13 protein-coding genes are annotated in these 16754 nt (G+C 70.3%); 8 read left to right on the top strand and 5 right to left on the bottom strand.

Annotation, left to right across the window (positions count from 1 at the left end):
- Window positions 1-147 precede the first annotated feature (147 nt).
- A complete protein-coding gene (locus H7965_RS01115) occupies window positions 148-1608 on the top strand; it encodes an FAD-linked oxidase C-terminal domain-containing protein (RefSeq protein ID WP_186768671.1) in 1461 nt (486 codons plus the stop codon).
- Window positions 1605-2789 carry an FAD-binding protein gene (locus H7965_RS01110; protein WP_186768670.1) on the top strand — a complete coding sequence of 395 codons (1185 nt, stop codon included), beginning with the start codon at window positions 1605-1607 and terminating at the stop codon, window positions 2787-2789. Before H7965_RS01115 ends, H7965_RS01110 begins: the two co-directional genes overlap by 4 nt.
- Before the next feature lie 109 nt (window positions 2790-2898).
- On the opposite strand, the gene H7965_RS01105 is transcribed toward H7965_RS01110, so the two are convergent.
- Complete coding sequence (locus tag H7965_RS01105) at window positions 2899-3852, bottom strand: MBL fold metallo-hydrolase (protein ID WP_186768669.1); 954 nt, start codon at window positions 3850-3852, stop codon at window positions 2899-2901.
- Window positions 3853-3903: 51 nt separating this feature from the next.
- On the bottom strand, window positions 3904-4881 hold the full coding sequence (locus H7965_RS01100) for a 2-hydroxyacid dehydrogenase (RefSeq protein ID WP_186768668.1): 978 nt from the start codon (window positions 4879-4881) through the stop codon (window positions 3904-3906).
- Window positions 4882-5040: 159 nt separating this feature from the next.
- On the opposite strand from H7965_RS01100, the gene H7965_RS01095 reads away from it, so the two are divergent.
- Genes H7965_RS01095 through H7965_RS01075 form a run of 5 tightly spaced genes read left to right on the top strand, consistent with a single transcriptional unit; the run spans window position 5041 to window position 12350 of the window.
- Window positions 5041-5832 carry an SDR family oxidoreductase gene (locus H7965_RS01095; RefSeq protein ID WP_186768667.1) on the top strand — a complete coding sequence of 264 codons (792 nt, stop codon included), beginning with the start codon at window positions 5041-5043 and terminating at the stop codon, window positions 5830-5832.
- Between the two features lie 57 nt (window positions 5833-5889).
- Window positions 5890-7155: a hydantoinase/carbamoylase family amidase gene (locus tag H7965_RS01090; RefSeq protein ID WP_186768666.1), complete on the top strand. Its 1266-nt coding sequence runs from the start codon at window positions 5890-5892 to the stop codon at window positions 7153-7155.
- Window positions 7152-9221 (top strand): hydantoinase/oxoprolinase family protein, encoded by a 2070-nt coding sequence (locus H7965_RS01085; protein ID WP_186768665.1) that lies wholly within the window; start codon window positions 7152-7154, stop codon window positions 9219-9221. Before H7965_RS01090 ends, H7965_RS01085 begins: the two co-directional genes overlap by 4 nt.
- A gap of 2 nt (window positions 9222-9223) precedes the next feature.
- Window positions 9224-10894, top strand: a complete 1671-nt coding sequence (locus tag H7965_RS01080) for a hydantoinase B/oxoprolinase family protein (RefSeq protein ID WP_186768664.1) — start codon at window positions 9224-9226, stop codon at window positions 10892-10894.
- A gap of 1 nt (window position 10895) precedes the next feature.
- A complete protein-coding gene (locus H7965_RS01075; protein ID WP_186768663.1) occupies window positions 10896-12350 on the top strand; it encodes an N-acyl-D-amino-acid deacylase family protein in 1455 nt (484 codons plus the stop codon).
- Window positions 12351-12639: 289 nt separating this feature from the next.
- Here the strand turns inward: H7965_RS01075 and H7965_RS01070 are convergent, their stop codons facing one another.
- Window positions 12640-13611 (bottom strand): Bug family tripartite tricarboxylate transporter substrate binding protein, encoded by a 972-nt coding sequence (locus H7965_RS01070; RefSeq protein ID WP_186768662.1) that lies wholly within the window; start codon window positions 13609-13611, stop codon window positions 12640-12642.
- A gap of 217 nt (window positions 13612-13828) precedes the next feature.
- Between H7965_RS01070 and H7965_RS01065 the strand changes: the two genes are divergently transcribed.
- Window positions 13829-14893 carry a phosphotriesterase family protein gene (locus tag H7965_RS01065; RefSeq protein WP_222440412.1) on the top strand — a complete coding sequence of 355 codons (1065 nt, stop codon included), beginning with the start codon at window positions 13829-13831 and terminating at the stop codon, window positions 14891-14893.
- 22 nt (window positions 14894-14915) lie between these two features.
- On the opposite strand, the gene H7965_RS01060 is transcribed toward H7965_RS01065, so the two are convergent.
- Together H7965_RS01060 and fdh3B are read right to left on the bottom strand one after the other, a co-directional pair.
- Window positions 14916-16091 (bottom strand): formate dehydrogenase subunit gamma, encoded by a 1176-nt coding sequence (locus tag H7965_RS01060; protein WP_186768661.1) that lies wholly within the window; start codon window positions 16089-16091, stop codon window positions 14916-14918.
- Window positions 16088-16684 (bottom strand): formate dehydrogenase FDH3 subunit beta, encoded by a 597-nt coding sequence (gene fdh3B, locus H7965_RS01055; protein WP_186768660.1) that lies wholly within the window; start codon window positions 16682-16684, stop codon window positions 16088-16090. The genes H7965_RS01060 and fdh3B overlap by 4 nt, the downstream gene beginning before the upstream one ends.
- Window positions 16685-16754 lie beyond the last annotated feature (70 nt).

Raw genomic sequence — 16754 nt, 5'->3', positions numbered from 1 at the left:
CTGGATAATTACTGCGGCGGTGGCGCCGATGGCACCCCTGGCGGCGCGGCGGAGAGTGGCCGTGCCGGGCCGCCGGGGCAAGCGCGCCTTGCCCGTCACGGCGGCCCGGCCCATCTTGCCATCCCCACCTCCTGAGGGAGTCCCAGCATGATCCGGCTGCCCGAACCCAAGGCCGAGGTGATGGCCCGCCGTGCCGAGATCGTCGCGGCGCTTCGCGCCATTGTCCCGGGCGAAGGCGTGATCAGCGAGACGCTGCGCCTCAAGCCCTATGAGACCGACGGGCTCTCCGCCTATCGCCAGCCGCCGCTGGCGGTGGTGCTGCCGACCAGCACGGAGCAGGTTGCCGCGGTGCTGCGGCTCTGCCACGCCATGGGGGTGCGGGTGGTGCCGCGCGGCGCCGGCACCTCGCTCTCCGGGGGGGCGCTGCCGCTGGCCGATGCGGTGGTGCTCGGGCTGATGCGGATGAACCGGATCCTCGAGGTCGACTACGACAATCGCCTGGCGGTGGTGGAGGCCGGGGTCACCAACCTCGGCATCACCAACCATGTCTCGGCCGACGGCTTCTTCTATGCCCCCGACCCCTCCAGCCAACTCGCCTGCATGATTGGCGGCAATGTTGGGATGAACTCCGGCGGCGCGCATTGCCTGAAATACGGCGTCACCGCCAACAACCTGCTCGGCCTGAAGGTGGTGACGATGGCCGGCGAGGTCATCGACATCGGTGGCCGCCATCTGGATGCCGCGGGCTATGACTGGCTTGGGCTGCTGACGGGCAGCGAGGGGATGCTGGCGGTGGTCACCGAGGTCACCGTCCGCATCCTGCGCAGCGCCGAGGGTCAGCGTGCCATGCTGGCCGCATTCAAGGGCATCGAGATCGCCGGCCAGGCGGTGGATGCCATCATCGGCTCCGGCATCATCCCGGTGGCGCTGGAGTTCATGGACAGGCCCTGCATCCACGCCTGCGAGGCCTTCGCCCATGCCGGCTACCCGCTGGATGCCGAGGCCATGCTGATCATCGAGGTCGAGGGCAGCGAGGCGGAGCAGGATCTGCTGCTCGGCAAGCTGAAGGAGATCTGCAACCGCTTCGACCCGATCAGCCTGAAGGTCGCCCAGACCGCCGAGGAATCCCTGGCGATCTGGAAGGGCCGCAAGGGCGCCTTCGGCGCGGTCGGCCGGATCAGCCCCGACTACCTCTGCATGGACGGCACCATCCCGACCGGGGAGCTGCCCTTCGTGCTGAAGCGCATCGGCGAGATGTCGGCGGAATACGGGCTGCAGGTCGCCAATGTCTTCCACGCCGGCGACGGCAACCTCCACCCGCTGATCATGTTCGACGCCAACAATCCGGAGAGCTTCCACAAGGCGGAGCGCTTCGGCGCCGAGATCCTGAAGCTTTGCGTCGAGGTCGGCGGCTGCCTGACAGGCGAGCATGGCGTCGGCGTCGAGAAGCGCGACCTGATGGGCGTGCAATTCACCGCCGCCGAGCTGGACCAGCAGCGCGCCATCAAGGCGGCCTTCGACCCCGGGTGGCTGCTGAACCCGGCCAAGGTCTTCCCGCTGGAGGGCAACCCCGCGGTCGCCCCCGCCGCCCTGCCGCGGGCGGCATGAGCGCGAGCTTCCTGGCGCCGGACACCGAGGCCGGGGTCGCCGCCGCCGTCGCCGCCGCGGCGGCGGAGGGGGTGCCGCTCGGCATCGAGGGGCGCGGCAGCAAGCGCGGGCTGCTGCGCCCGGTGCAGGCGGCGCGCGGCCTCACGCTGCGCAACCTCTCGGGCATCACCCTCTACAAGCCGCAGGAGCTGATCATCGCCGCCTGGGCCGGCACGCCGCTGCCGGAGATCGAGGCGGCACTGGCCGAGCACGGCCAGCACCTGATTGCCGAGCCGCCGGATCTCGCCGCGCTGTTCGGCAGCGCCGGGCCGGCGAGCCTCGGCGGCATCGTTGCCACCAACCTCTCCGGCCCGCGCCGCATCACCGGCGGCGCCACCCGCGACCATGTCATGGGCATCCGCGCGGTCAACGGGCGGGGGGAGGTGTTCCGCAGCGGTGGGCGGGTGCTGAAGAACGTCACCGGCCTCGATCTCTGCAAGCTGCTGACCGGGGCGCATGGCACCCTCGGCGTGCTGACCGAGATCACCCTGAAGGTGCTGCCGGCGCCGTCCGCGACCGGCACTATCGCGGTGCGGGTGGCGGATCTCGCGGATGGGGTGCGGGTGCTCTCGGCCGGGCTCGGCAGCCCCTTCGGCGTGACCGGCGCGGCGCTGCTGCCGCAGGGCGGCGTGGGGCTGGGTGGGCCACTGGCGATCCTGCGGCTGGAGGAGCTTCCCGAGTCTGTCGCCTACCGCAGCGTCCGCCTGCGGGACGAGCTTGCCCGGTTCGGCGAGGTGGCGTTGATCGGCGATGCCGAGAGCCGCGCCCTGTGGCGTGCGGTGCGCGATGCCGAGCCGCTCGGCGCCACGGCGGAGCAGGCGGTCTGGCGGGTCTCGGTCCAGCCCAGCGCCGGGCCCGGGGTGGTCGCCGCTACCGGCTTCGGCCAGGCGTTGCTGGACTGGGGCGGTGGGCTGGTCTGGCTGGCCGGGCCGGCAACCGCGGCGGCCCATGCCAACGTGATCGCCGCCGCCACGGCCGCGGGCGGCAGCTTCACCCTGTTCCGCGCGCCGGAGCCGCTGCGCGCGGCAGTGGAAGTACTGTCGCCGGAGCCGCCGGCGCTGGCCGAGATCGGCCGCCGGGTGAAGGCGGTGATGGACCCGCGCGGCGTGCTCAACCCCGGGCGGATGCGGGCCGGGCTCTAGACCCGTCTGCCGTTTGCCAGCGGCCCGGTCGGATTGACCGGCCGGGCCGCTGACCGTGGCGATCTGCCGCCGGATGCTGGTGGCGAAGCCGGCGCCGCCGTGTGTTCTTCTACGACCAGGCGTTGGCGATGTAGCGGTAGCCTTCCGGCTCGCGGGCGATGTGCCCGACGGCGGGGAAGGGAAAGTGGTAGCCGATCACCTGCACCCGATCCGTCGCCACCTGGTCCAGCACCCGCCGGCGGGTCTGCTCGGCCATCTCCGCGTCGAAGTCGAACAGCGAATGCAGGCCGGGGCGGCGAACGAAGAGCTCCGGGCGGTGGGTGGTGTCGGCCAGCAGCATCAGCTGCGCCCCACCATCGGCCACATGCACCAGGCTGTGGCCCGGCGTATGGCCCGGTGCCGCCACCGCCCGCAGCCCCGGCGCCAGCTCCGCCCCCGGCGCGTAGCGGCGTAGCCGGTCGCGGTAGGGGGCGAAGCGGCGGGCGACATTGGCGAAGTTCACCCGCTGGCCCTGCGGGCTGCGGCTTTCATTGGTGGGGTCGCTCCACCAGGCCCATTCCGCCTTGGGCACCGCCACCTCGGCATTGGCGAAGAAAGCGGCGCCGTCGCGCGTCGTCAGCCCATGGATGTGGTCCTGGTGGCAATGGGTGATGACCACCAGATCGACCTTGGCCGGGTCCAGCCCGGCCGCCGCCATATTGGCCGGCAGCAGCCCCGCGGTCGGCGCCATCTGGCCGCCGGTGCCGGTGTCGAAGGCAATGAGCTGCCGCCCGGTGTCGATGAAGGTGACGGTATAGGGACCGTCATAGGTGGCGGTGGGCAGGAAGCTTTCCGACAGCACCGCCTGCACCTGCTCGACCGGGGCGTTGCGGACCAGCCCCTGGACCTGGCGACGGTTGTAGCCGTCGTAGACAGTGGTGACGGTGAAGCCGCCGACCTTGAAGCGGTAGTAGCCGGGCGCCTGCTGCGCCGGGGCCGCGGCCGGCGCCTGGGCGGCGGCGGTGCCGGCCAGGGCCGGGGCGGCGAGTGCGGCGGCAAGCAAGGCACGGCGGGTCATGCGCATGTCGGTCCCTTCCGGAAAGCGTTCCATGGTGGCGATGGCTGAAAGCCCCGGCTACGCCACCCGATGCGGCGGCGCCGTATGGTGCAGCAGCACCGCGTCGAGGTTCTCCAACGCCCGGTTGCCCATGGCGTCGCGCACCTCGATGGTGGCGCTGCCGAGATGCGGCAGCAGCGCGACATTCTCGAGTGTCAGGTAGCCCGGGTTCACCTTCGGCTCGCCGTCGTAGACATCGAGGCCGGCGGCGCGGATATGGCCGGACTTCAGCGCCGCGATCAGCGAGTCGTCGTGCACCGAGACGCCGCGGCCGCTGTTCACCACGATGCTGCCGGGCTTCATTTTCGCGAGTCGCGCGGCGTTCAGCCAGTGGCGGTTGGCGTCGCCGCCGGGCACATGCATGGAAATGATATCGATCGTGCCGAGGAAGCTGTCCTCGCTGTCGTGATAGATCGCGCCCTGCTCGACCTCGGGTGGCAGCTTCTGGATGTCGCGGTAGTGGATCTCCATGCGGAAGCCGCGCGCCATCGCCGCCAGTTCCCGCCCGATCCGGCCGAAGCCGAGGATGCCTAGCTTCTTGCCCTCCAGCGTCACGCCCATGAGCTGGGTCGGCGCCCAGCCCTTCCATTGCCCGGCACGCACCATGCGCTCGCCCTCGCCGGCCCGGCGGGCGGCCATCAGCATCAGGGTGAAGGCGCATTCGGCGGTGGCGAAGCTCAGCACTTCCGGCGTGTTCACCACCGCGATGCCGCGCGCCTTGGCAGCGGCGATGTCGATGTGGTCGAAGCCGACGCTGAAGGTGGCGATGACCTTCACCGACGCGGGCAGGGCGTTGATGCAGGCGGCGTCCAGCCTGTCCCCCGCCGCGCCGAGGATGCCGGCGGCACCGGCCGCGGTCGCCCGGCGGGCGATCTCGGCGCCGTCGCTCGACCAGGGCTCGTCCTGCGGATTGAGCCTGGCGTCGTAGTCGCGCGCGGCGCGCGCCTCGATGGCCTCGGGCAGCTTGCGGGTGACGAGCAGGACGGGTTTGGCCATGGGGACGCCTCCGGGTTTCTGCTGGACTTCTAGCAGTCCCGGCCGGGCTTGGCAGCCGCGGGGAGGCGGCGCCGCAGCGACCCTCGTCGCGGCGCCGCCCTCCCTTGTGTTGCGCCGCCGCCGCGGGCAGGGTCCGCCGACCGGAGGGGAGTAGAGACCATGGATCTCGGATTAAAGGGCCGCCGCGCCCTGGTGATGGGCGGAACCAAGGGCCTGGGCCGTTCCATCGCCGATGCACTGGCGGGCGAGGGTGCCTCGGTGGTGATCAGCGGCCGCGACCAGGGCCGGCTGGATGAGGCCGCGGCGGCGCTGAAGGCGAAGGGCGCTGCCAGCGCCAGTGGCATCGTCGCCGATGTGGCGAACGGCGCCGACATGGACCGGCTGGCCGATGCCGCCGAGAAGGCGCTGGGCGGCATCGACATCCTGGTGCTGAACCATGGCGGCCCGCCGCCCTGCACCGCCGCCGAGATCACCGACGCGGCGCTGCTCGAATGGTTCCAGCACATCGTCGCCTCGCCGATCCGCATCACCAACCGGCTGCTGCCGGCGATGCGGCAGCGCGGCTGGGGGCGGATCATCGTCGTCGGCAGCACCGGCATGCAGCATCCGATCCCAACCCTGGCGCTGTCCAACACGCTGCGCGCCTCGATCTGGGGCTGGCTGAAGACGCTGTCCGGCGAGGTGGCGAAGGATGGGGTGACGATGAACGTCCTGGCCCCCGGGACCATCCAGACCGACCGGGTGACCCAGACCACGACGAAGCGCGCCCAGCAGCTCAACATCAGCTTCGAGGAGGCGCTGGCACAGGCGGCGAAGGAGATTCCCGCCGGCCGGCTGGGCGTTCCGGAGGACTACGGGCCGATGGGCGCGTTTCTTGCTAGCGAGAAGGGCGGCTATATCACCGGCAGCATGATCCGCGTCGATGGCGGACGCGTGCGCGGAATGGTGTGACCGCCACCGGAGGCCGCAGGGCCTTCGGTTGGCACCTGCTCAACGGAAAGGCTCTTGATGCTGCCCAACCTCACGCCTGACGTCGAACTCGCGGAACGGCTCTTCGCCGAGTTGCAAGCGAAGAGCTTCGACGGCGTCGGCATCACCCGCGAGGCCTATGGCCCGGGCGAGCGCATGGCGCATGCGCTGGTGACGGAGACCGCCCAGGCGCTGGGGCTGGAGCACAGGGTCGACCCGATCGGCAACCTCTATGTCACCCTGCCCGGCGCCGACCGGGCGGCGAAGCGGGTGATCCTTGGCAGCCACCTCGACAGCGTGCAGCAGGGCGGCAACTTCGACGGCGCCGCCGGGGTGCTGGCCGGGCTGGCGGCGGTCGCCGGCATGCGGCGCGCCGGCTTCACCCCGGCGCGCGACGTGACGGTGATGGCGATCCGGGCCGAGGAGGCGGGGGCCTGGTTCCCCACCTCCTACCCCGGCAGCCGCGGCGCCCTCGGCATGCTCAAGCCGGAGGAGCTGGAGGTGCGGCGCAGCGACAGCGGCCGGACCCTCGCCGAGCACATGCGCGAGGAGGGCTTCGACCCGGGCTTCGCCGCCGCCGGCAAGCGCGCGATCGGCCCGGATGACGTCGCCGCCTTTCTGGAAGTGCATATCGAGCAGGGGCCGGTGCTGGATGCCGAGCAGATCCCGGTCGGCATTGTCACCGGCATCCCCGGCAGCCGGCGCCTCCGCGCCGGGCGGGTCCTCGGCGAGTACAACCATTCCGGCGGCACGCCGCGGAAGTACCGCCGCGACGCGGCGATTGCCCTGGCCGAGCTGGCGGTGGCGCTGGATGAGGCCTGGTGCCGGATGGAGGCGCGGGGCCATCGCATGGTCTGCACCTTCTGCACCCTGGCGACCACCGCCGAGGCCGGCTTCACCAAGATCCCCGGCGAGGCGCATTTCCAGTTGGATGTGCGCAGCCTCGACCTGCACAGCTGCGACGCGCTGTTCGAGCTGCTCCACGATAAGGTGGCGGAGATCGAGGCACGGCGCGGCGTGCGCTTCGAGCTGGGCGCCGAGGGCGGCAGCCGCGCCAGCCCGATGGATGCGGGTGTGCAGGCGGCGCTGCAGCGCGCGGCGGAGGTGCTGGCGATTCCCCACCTCGTCATGGCGTCCGGCGGCGGCCATGACGCGGCGGCCTTCGCGCAGGCTGGCGTGCCGTCCGGCATGCTCTTCGTGCGCAACCAGAACGGCAGTCACAACCCAAAGGAAGCCATGCGGATCGAGGATTTTCAGCAGGCCTGCGCGGTGGCGCAGCGCTTCGCGGCGGAGTACGGCGCGTGACCGCGCGTCTCGCAGTGGATATCGGCGGCACCTTCACCGACGTCGCCGTGGAACAGGATGAGCAGCGCTGGACCGGCAAGGTGCTGACCACGCCGCATGCGCCGGAACTCGGCGTGCTGGAAGGCGTCCGCGTGGTGCTGGAGAAGGCGGGCCTCGCGCCCGTCGACATCGCCCTCGTCATCCATGGCACCACCCTGGCGACCAATGCCGTCATCGAGCGCAAGGGGGCGAAGACCGCGCTGCTGACGACGGAGGGCTTCCGCGACGTCCTCGCCCTGGGGAATGAGAGCCGCTACGACCAGTACGACCTCAACATCGACCTGCCGCAGCCGCTGGTGCCGCGCCGCTGGCGGCTGCCGGTGCCGGAGCGGCTGGACAATACCGGCAAGGTGCTGCTGGCGCTCGACGAGGCGGCGGTGGAACGCCATGTCGGTTTCATGCGCGCCGAGGGCATCGAAGCGGTGGCGATCGGCTTCCTGCACGGCTTCGTCAACCCGGCGCATGAGCGCCAGGCCGCCACGATCATCCGCCGGCTCTGGCCGGAGGTGCCGGTCTCGCTGAGCAGCGAGGTCTCGCCGGAGATGCGGGAGTGGGAGCGCTTCTCCACCACCGTTGCCAACGCCTATGTGCAACCGCTGATGGCCAGCTACCTCGGCCGGCTGGAGACCGAGTTGCGCGCCGCGGGCCTGACCTGCCCGCTGTTCATGATGCTGTCCGGTGGTGGGCTCACCACCCTCGACACCGCGGCGCGCTTCCCGATCCGGCTGGTGGAAAGCGGTCCCGCCGGCGGCGCCATCTTCTCGGCGCATGTCGCCCGGCAGCGCGGGTTCGAGAAAGTGCTGTCCTTCGACATGGGCGGCACCACCGCCAAGGTCTGCCTGATCGATGACTATCAGCCGCAGGCCTCCCGCAGCTTCGAAGTCGCGCGGGTCGGCCGCTTCAAGAAGGGCTCCGGCCTGCCGCTGCGCATTCCGGTGATCGAGATGGTGGAGATCGGCGCCGGTGGCGGCTCCATCGCCGCGGTCGACAGCATGGGCCGCATCACCGTAGGCCCGGAATCCGCCGGCGCCGATCCTGGCCCGGCCTGCTACGGCCGCGGCGGATCGAAGCCGGCCGTCACCGACGCCAATCTGGCGCTCGGCCGCTATGATCCGCTGCTGTTCGCCGGCGGCGCGCTGCGGCTGTACCCGGAGGCCTCGCGCGATGCGCTGGCGGCCGAGGTGGGCGGCAAGCTGGGGCTGTCGGCCGATATGGCGGCACTCGGCGTGGTCGAGATGGTCGACGAGAACATGTCGAACGCCGCCCGGGTGCATGCCATCGAAAGCGGCAAGGGTTTCGGCGGCCGTACCATCATCGCCTTCGGTGGCGGTGGGCCGGTGCATGGCTACCGCGTGGCGGAGAAGATCGGAGTGAAGCGGATGCTGGTGCCGAGCGGCGCCGGCGTCGGCAGCGCCATCGGCTTCCTCCGCGCCCCGGTAGCCTATGAGGTGGTGAAAAGCCTCTACCAGCGCTTCGCCAGCTTCGACGTGCTGGCGGTGAACGCGCTGCTCGCCGGCATGGCGAATGAGGCGGCGGCGGTGGTCGCCAAGGGGGCCTTCGACGCGCCGACCCGGGAAAGCCGCATCGCCTACATGCGCTATGTCGGCCAGGGCCATGAGATCGCCGTGCCGCTGCCGCCGCGCGACATGACGGAGGCGGATGTGCGGGAGATCCGCGCCCTCTACGACCGCGAGTACACCCGCTTCTACGACCGCCCGGTGCCCGGCAGCGACGTGGAGATCCTGAGCTTCGCCGTGACGGTGGCAACCGTCGTCGAGGCGGTGGAGCCGGTGGCGGAGGTGGCCGCCGCCCCCGCGCCGGCGCCGATCCGCCACCAGGCGGTGCGCGACACCACCACCGGCGAGGTGACGGAATGGGCGATCTATGACCGTGCCACCCTGTTCCCCGGCGCAACGGTGCAGGGGCCCTGCATTGTGACCGAGGCGGAGACCAGCACCATGGTCGGCCGCGGTTGGGTTTGCCGGATGGATGGACTTGGCTACCTCGACCTGACGCAGGAGGCGTGACCGTGAAGGAAACCGGGGCACTCGCGAAGATCCAGCGCCAGATCCAGTGGAACCGCCTGATCGCGGTGGTCGAGGAGCAGGCGCAGACCATGATCCGCACCGCCTTCAGCACCACGGTGCGGGAAGCGGGCGATCTTTCGGCCGGGGTCTTCGACCTGCAGGGCCGCATGCTGGCGCAGGCCGTCACCGGCACGCCGGGCCATGTCAATTCCATGATGGAATCGGTCGGCCATTTCCTGGCGAAATTCCCCGCCGAGACGATGCAGCCGGGTGACCACTACATCACCAACGACCCCTGGCTCGGCACCGGCCACCTGCATGATCTTACCGTGGTCACGCCGGCGTTCCGGAACGGGAAGATCGTCGGGCTCTTCGCCAATACGGCGCATATCATCGACATCGGCGGCCTGGGCATGGGGCCGGAGGGGCGGAGCGTCTTCGAGGAAGGGCTCTATATCCCGATCGTCAAATGCTTCGACCGCAACCTGCCGAACGAGACCTTCTTCGACTTCATCCGTGCCGGCTCGCGCACGCCGGTGGAGCTGGAAGGCGACATCTACTCGCTCTGCGCCTGCAACGACGCCGGCGCCAGGCGGCTGGTGGAGATGCTGGACGAGTTCGGCATGGATAGCCTGGACCCGCTGGCGGAGTATATTTTTGCGAGTTCGCTGCATGCGACGCTGGAGGAGATCGCCAAGCTGCCGCGCGGCACCTTCAGCGGATCCATCAAATCCGACGGCTACGAATTCGAAGTCACGCTGAATGCGGCGATGACGATCCACAATGACCGCATCGTGGTGGATTACGCCGGCACCTCCGGGCTTTCGACGCGCGGCATCAACGTGCCGCCGGCCTATTGCCGGGCCTATTCCTGCTTCGGGATCAAATGCGTGGTGGCGCCGGAGATCCCGAACAACTGGGCCAGCCTGTCCCCCTTCCACATGGTGATTCCGGAAGGCTGCATCCTCAACGCGCCGCGGCCCTATCCGGTCAGCGTGCGGCATGTGGTCGGCCAGCTGCTGCCGGATCTGATGATGGGCTGCCTGCACCAGGCGGTGCCGGATCGGGTGAATGCGGAAGGCTCCTCCGCGCTGTGGAACCCGCCGCTGCGGGGTGGCAGCCAGGTCTCCGGCCAGGCGGCGGAGACCGAGGATTTCGAGATCATCACCTTCAACTCCGGCGGCACCGGCGCGCGGCCGACCAAGGATGGGCTGGACGGCACCGCCTTCCCCTCCGGCGTGCGCACCATGCCGGTGGAGGCGACGGAGAATGTCGCGCCGGTGATCTTCTGGAAGAAGGAGCTGCGGCCCGACAGTGCCGGCGCCGGCCGCACCCGTGGCGGCTTCGGCCAGGTCATGGAGATCGGCGCGAAAAACGAGGCGGAATTCGCGGTGAACGCCATCTTCGACCGCGTCGCCAATGCGCCGAAGGGCCGCGAAGGCGGCGGCGACGGCGCCAATGGCTGGGTCGGGTTGAACGACGCGAACGGCACGCCGCTGCGCACCAAGGGTTTCCAGATCGTCCCGAAGGGAAGGCGGCTGCTGCTGAAGCTGCCGGGCGGCGGCGGCATGGGCGATCCGAAGCAGCGCGACCCGGCGCTGGTGAAGCGGGACGTGGCGGATGGGCTGATCAGTCGCCAGGCCGCCAAAGACCTCTACGGGGTGGAGGTGTAGCATGGCGCTCCGCTGCGACCTCATCATCCGTGACGCCACCCTGTTCGACGGCACCGGCGCGCCGCGCAGCGTCGGCGATGTCGGCGTCACCGGCGACCGCATCACCGCGGTCGGCGACCTCGGCGGCGCCAGCGCGGACCGGGAGGTGATCGCCACCGGGCGCGCCCTGGCGCCCGGCTTCATCGACGCCCACACCCATGACGACCGTGCCGTGCTCTGCGGCCCGCAATGCCTGCACTGCAAATCCTCGCAGGGCGTCACCACCGTGGTGGTCGGCAATTGTGGCGTGTCGCTGGCGCCGCTGGTCACCACGAAGCGCCCGGTGCCGCCGCTCGACCTGGTGGGGGAGGAGGGCTGGTGGCGCTTCGGCAGCTTCGGCGACTACACCGAGGCGCTGCGAAAGTCCCCGGCCGCGGTGAACACCTACGCCATGGTCGGCCACCAGACCTTGCGCTACCGCGTCATGGGCGAGGATCTCTATCGCCCGGCGAAGGATGCCGAGATCGCCGAGATGCGGCGCATCGTCGCCGAAAGCCTGGCGGAGGGCGCTTCCGGCTTCTCCACCGGCCTCTACTACAAGCCTAACATGCACGCGCCGACCGAGGAGGTGATCGCCGTCGCCGAGCCGCTGCGTGCCGCCGGCGGCATCTATGTCACGCATATGCGCGACGAGGCGGACCGCGTCTGCGCCTCCATCGAGGAGACGCTGAAGATCGGCAAGCGGGTCGGCGTGCCGGTCTGGATCAGCCACCACAAGTGTTCGTTGCCGGAGAATTACGGCCGCAGCACCCAGACCCTGGCGCTGATCGAAGCCGCGGCGGCGATGCAGGAAGTCTTCTTTGACATGTACCCCTATCCGGCCGGCTCCACCGTGCTGATGCCGGACCGGCTGCGGGAGGATTGCCGCGTCATCATCACCTGGTCGATCCCGCACCCGGAGGTGGCGGGCAAGGATCTGGCGGAAGTGGCGCGCGGCTGGAACACCGATATCCGCACCGCGGCGGAGAAGCTGCTGCCGGCCGGCGCCATCACCTTCCAGATGGACGAGGAGGATGTACGCCGCATCATGGCGCATCCGATGTCCGTCATCGGCTCGGATGGCATTCCGCATGACGCGCATCCGCATCCACGGCTGTGGGGCACCTTCCCGCGGGTGCTCGGGCTGTATTCCCGTCAGCTCGGGCTGCTGGACATGGAAACCGCCATCCACAAGATGACCGGGCGCACCGCCGCGCTCTTCGGCATGACCGACCGTGGCGTGCTGAAGCCTGGGGCCTATGCGGATCTGGTGCTGTTCGACCCGCACCGGATCATCGACCGCGCCACCTTCGAGGACCCCAAGCAGCCCTCGGAAGGGATCGAGGAGGTCTGGACCAATGGCGTCTCGACCTATCGCGGCGCCAGCGGCCTCACCGGCGAGGCCCCAGGCCGGCTGATCCGCCGCCGCCGCGACTGAGCCGCGGCGCCGCGGCTTTACGCGTCGTAGGGCAACCAGGCGATGCGGTTGCGGCCGGTGCAGTGCCGCATCCGCTCGTTCGGCGAAGCCGGGCAATGGCATGGGCGGCTTCGCTCATGCGCTGCCCCGATCCTGCGCGGCCGCTGAAGGCAAGGTGAAATGCAAGGACGTCGGCCAGGCAAAGGCGCATCCTTCATCTGTCGCCCATCGCAGATGTCCCGCCATCATCGTTGTGGCGGCCCGGCCAGGTAGCTGCCGGCCGGGCTGGCGCCATGGACACGGACCCGCGTCAGATGCGGATGCCGCGGGCGCGGATGATCTCTCCCCATTTCGCGCTATCCTCCGCCTGGTGACGGGTGAAGGCCGCACCATCGCCGCCGATCGGCAGGAAGCCGGCGTTGGTGAGCTGCGCCTGGGTCGCCGGCAGCGCCAGGTAGCGCAGCACCGCGGCGGTCAGCTTCGCCAGGATCGGCTGCGGCACCCCGGCCGGCGCCACCATCGACCAATAGGTCGCGCTCTCGAAGCCGGGCACGCCGGATTCATCGAGGGTCGGCACCTCCGGCATCAGCGGGTGGCGCTGCCGGCTGGTGACCGCCAGCGGCCGGATGTTGCCGGTAGGCAGCAGGCTGCGGACCAGCGCCGCCTCCATGAAATTCACCTGCACCTCGCCGGCGACGATCGCCTGGGCCGCCGGCGCGCCGCCGCGGTAGGGCACGTGCAGCATGCTGATGCCGGATTTCGCCATGAACAGCTCGGTCGCCAGATGGCTGGTGAAGCCGATGCCGGCGGTGGCGAAGGTCAGCCCTTCCGGCTGCCGCTTCGCCAGCGCGATCAGCTCCGCCAGGGTGTTCGCCGGCACGCTGCGATGGACGCAGACGAAGCTTGGCGCGCCGGCGATCAGCGCAACGGGGACGATGGACGCCACATTGTCATAGGGCATCGGGTAGAGATGCGGCGCGATGGTGTAGGTGCTGTTGCTGTAGATCAGCAGCGTGTGCCCATCCGGCCGCGACCGCACGGCGTGGTCGACGCCGATGGTGCCGCCGGCACCGGTCCGGTTGTCGATGACGAAGGGCTGGCCGAATTCCGCCGCCAGATACTGGCCGAGCGGCCGGCCGATAACATCGCCCGGCCCGCCCGGCGCCACCGGCATCACCAGGGTGACGGAGCGGCTCGGCCACGCGTCCTGCGCGCGCCCGGGGCTGGAGGTGGCGAGGGCCAGAGTGGTGCCGAGCAGCGCCCGGCGATCGAGTATCGGCATGGTGCACCCCATGTTGCGCAACCTTGCAGTCGCGCGGGTTTGCAGCGCCCCTCGTGATGCCGCGGCCCTGGAACGGGCCGTCGTCGCGGCGCTCCGTGTTCGCGCCGGCCCCTCAGCCGGGGTGGGTGCAGCATAGGCGTGGCATGGCGCGATCGGCAAGGTGGACAGGCGCCGTCGGCAGCTGGATCATGGCCGCGGCAGCAAGGGCAGCGACACCATGGCGCAAACCTCCCCGCCGGCCCGCATGACGCGCGATGTACTGCGTGGCCGCGCGCAGACCGTGCTCGGTCCGCTCGATCCGGCCGAGCTGGGCCCAACCCTGATGCATGAGCACCTGATCTGGGACATCCGCACCCCGGCGATGCGGGCGGATCCGGACCAGGGGCCGGAGATCACGCTCTGCAACTGCTTCGCCATCAACTACGGCCGCAAGAAGGTGCCGGGCAATCTGCGCTTCCGCTGCGAGCCAACAGCGGTGGCGGAACTGACGGCGCTGCGCGCCTCCGGCGGGCGGACCCTGGTGGAGCTGAGTTCCGGCGGGCTCGACCCCGACCCGGCGGCGCTGGCGCGGCTGGCGGCGGAGGCGGGGCTGCACATCATCATGGGCTGCGGCCATTACGTGCATGAGTACCAGGATCCGGCGAATGCCGCCCGCGGCGCCGAGGATTTCGCCCGGGAGATGGTGGACCAGGTCCAGTTGGGCGCCTGGGGCACAACGGTGCGGGCCGGCATCATCGGCGAGATCGGCTGCCAGGCGCCCTGGACCGAGCAGGAGCGGCGGGTGATGGCGGGCGCGCTGCTGGCGATGGCCGAGACCGGCGCGGCGGTGAACGTCCATCCCGGCCGCCACCCCGACCAGCCGCAGGAGGTGGCGGATTTCATCCGGGCGCATGGCGCCGATCCCGGCCGCATCATCATCAGCCACATCGACCGCACCATCTTCGACGAGACGCGGCTGCTGCGCCTGGCGGACAGCGGTGTGGTGATCGAGTTCGACCTGTTCGGCCAGGAGGCGAGCTACTACCCGCTCGCCGCCATCGACATGCCGAACGATGCGGTGCGGCTGAAGCTGATCCGCGCGCTGATCGCCCGTGGCCATCTGGAGCGGATCGTGATCAGCCACGACATCTGCTACCGCACCCGGTTGAGGCGCTGGGGCGGCCATGGCTACGGCCATATCTTCGAGAACGTCGTGCCGCTGATGCTGGAGCGCGGCTTCACCGAGGCGGAGGTGGCGGCAATCACCACCGGCAACCCGCGCCGGCTGCTTGCCTTCGCCTGAGCGGCGCCGCACGGCGCCGATGTCAGTCGCCCGCGGCGGGCCGGGCCTCCTGCGGTGCCACGCTTCGGCGGGCTGCTGCCGCCTGCTCCTCCAGCCAGACGCTGTGGTGCTCGCGGGCATAATTCCAGTCGACCTCGCCCTCGGCCATTGCCTCGAAGGCGCCTTCCGTGCCGATGGTCCCGATGTAGATATGGCCGAGGATAGCAACAACCAGCACCATCGCCATGACGGCATGCACCACATGTGCCCATTGCTGGCTGATGACATTGTCCAGCAGCCCCGGTGCCATCAGCAGGTAGCCGGAGATGGCGGCCAGCACGCCGCCGGCCATCACCAGCCAGTACAGTCCCTTCTGCGCCGCGTTGAAGCGCCCGGCTGGCGGATGACCCTTGGCGAGCGGCCCGCCGGCGCGCAGCCAGGCAAGGTCGACCCTGGTCGGCAGATTGTCCCGCAGCCACAGCGCCAGCATCACCAGTAGGCCGAGGACGAAGGCGAAGGACAGGTACTGGTGCGCCGCCTGGCCGAGCCAGGTGAGAGACGTAAAGGCCTCGGGGCCGATTACCGGCCGCAGCACATAGGCGCCGAAGGTGATGTTGAGCCCGGTGAGCGCCAGCACCACGAAGCTGCCGGCGACCATCCAGTGGTTGCAACGCTCCAGCAGGCTGTAGCGGGGAATGCGGCGGCCGGCCCGGCCGGCGTCGATACGCCTCGGTCCCTTCCACAGATGCAGCACGCCGAGCACCACCACCATGCCGAGGATCAGGATGGCGCCGGCGATGGTGAGGGTGCGCGTGCGGAAGCCGCGCCAGTCGCGCCCCGCCGGCTGGATCAGGATGCCGGCGGCCTGGTTCGGGATGGTGACCTGGCCCTCGATGACGCCACCACGCAGCGCACGCTGCAATTCGAGTTCGCCCGCATCGATGTTCGGCCGGTCGGTGAAGGGGCGGCCGGCGGGGATCTCCGTGGTCGGTACCGGCGGGCGCGGCGGCGGTACGGTGGCGCGCTGGTCACCGGTCTCAGGCGGCCGTTCGGTGCTGTCGGGGATCGGCCCGCTGCCGGTGCCGCCGCCGCTCGGGCCAACCTCCGGCGCCACCGACTGCACCGCAGGGGCGCCGGGGTTCTGTGCCTGGTTGTCCTGCTGCGCGCCCGCTGGCGCAGCGAACAGCAGCAGGGCCAGCAGCATGAGGCGCGCGGTCATGCCGTGATCGTCTCCCCATAGGCGGTGCGCCAGCCCCAGGCGCCGGAGCCGAAGCCGCGGCGCTGGACGCGTTCCTTGTAGATGCCGGCGATGATGTCGCCGTCGCCGGCCAGCAGCGCCTTGGTGCTGCACATCTCGGCGCAGAGCGGCAGCTTGCCCTCGGCCAGGCGGTTGGCGCCGTACTGGATGTACTCGACCGCGGTGTTGTCCTGCTGCGGCCCCCCGGCGCAGTAGGTGCATTTGTCCATCTTGCCGCGACCGCCGAAATTGCCGACGCGCGGGTACTGCGGCGCACCGAAGGGGCAGGCGTAGAAGCAGTAGCCGCAGCCGATGCAGAGGTCCTTGTCGTGCAGCACCAGACCATCCACCGTGCCATAGAAGCAGCTTACCGGACAGACCGCGGCGCAGGGCGCGTCGGTGCAATGCATGCAGGCCATGGAGATGCTGCGCTCACCCGGCTTGCCGTCGTTGATGGTGACGACGCGGCGCCGGTTGATGCCCCAGGGCACCTCATGCTCGTTCTTGCAGGCCGTGACGCAGGCGTTGCACTCGATGCAGCGATCCGCGTCGCAGAGGAACTTCATCCGCGCCATTATCGTGGCTCCCTGCGGGAGTGCCGGTGATTCACGCTCCGTGCCAGGCGGCGCTCCTCCATCGCAGGCA

It is taken from the genome of Siccirubricoccus deserti (assembly GCF_014283215.1).
GTDB classification, from domain to species: domain Bacteria; phylum Pseudomonadota; class Alphaproteobacteria; order Acetobacterales; family Acetobacteraceae; genus Siccirubricoccus; species Siccirubricoccus deserti.
This window is presented reverse-complemented; position numbering and strand designations above follow the sequence as displayed.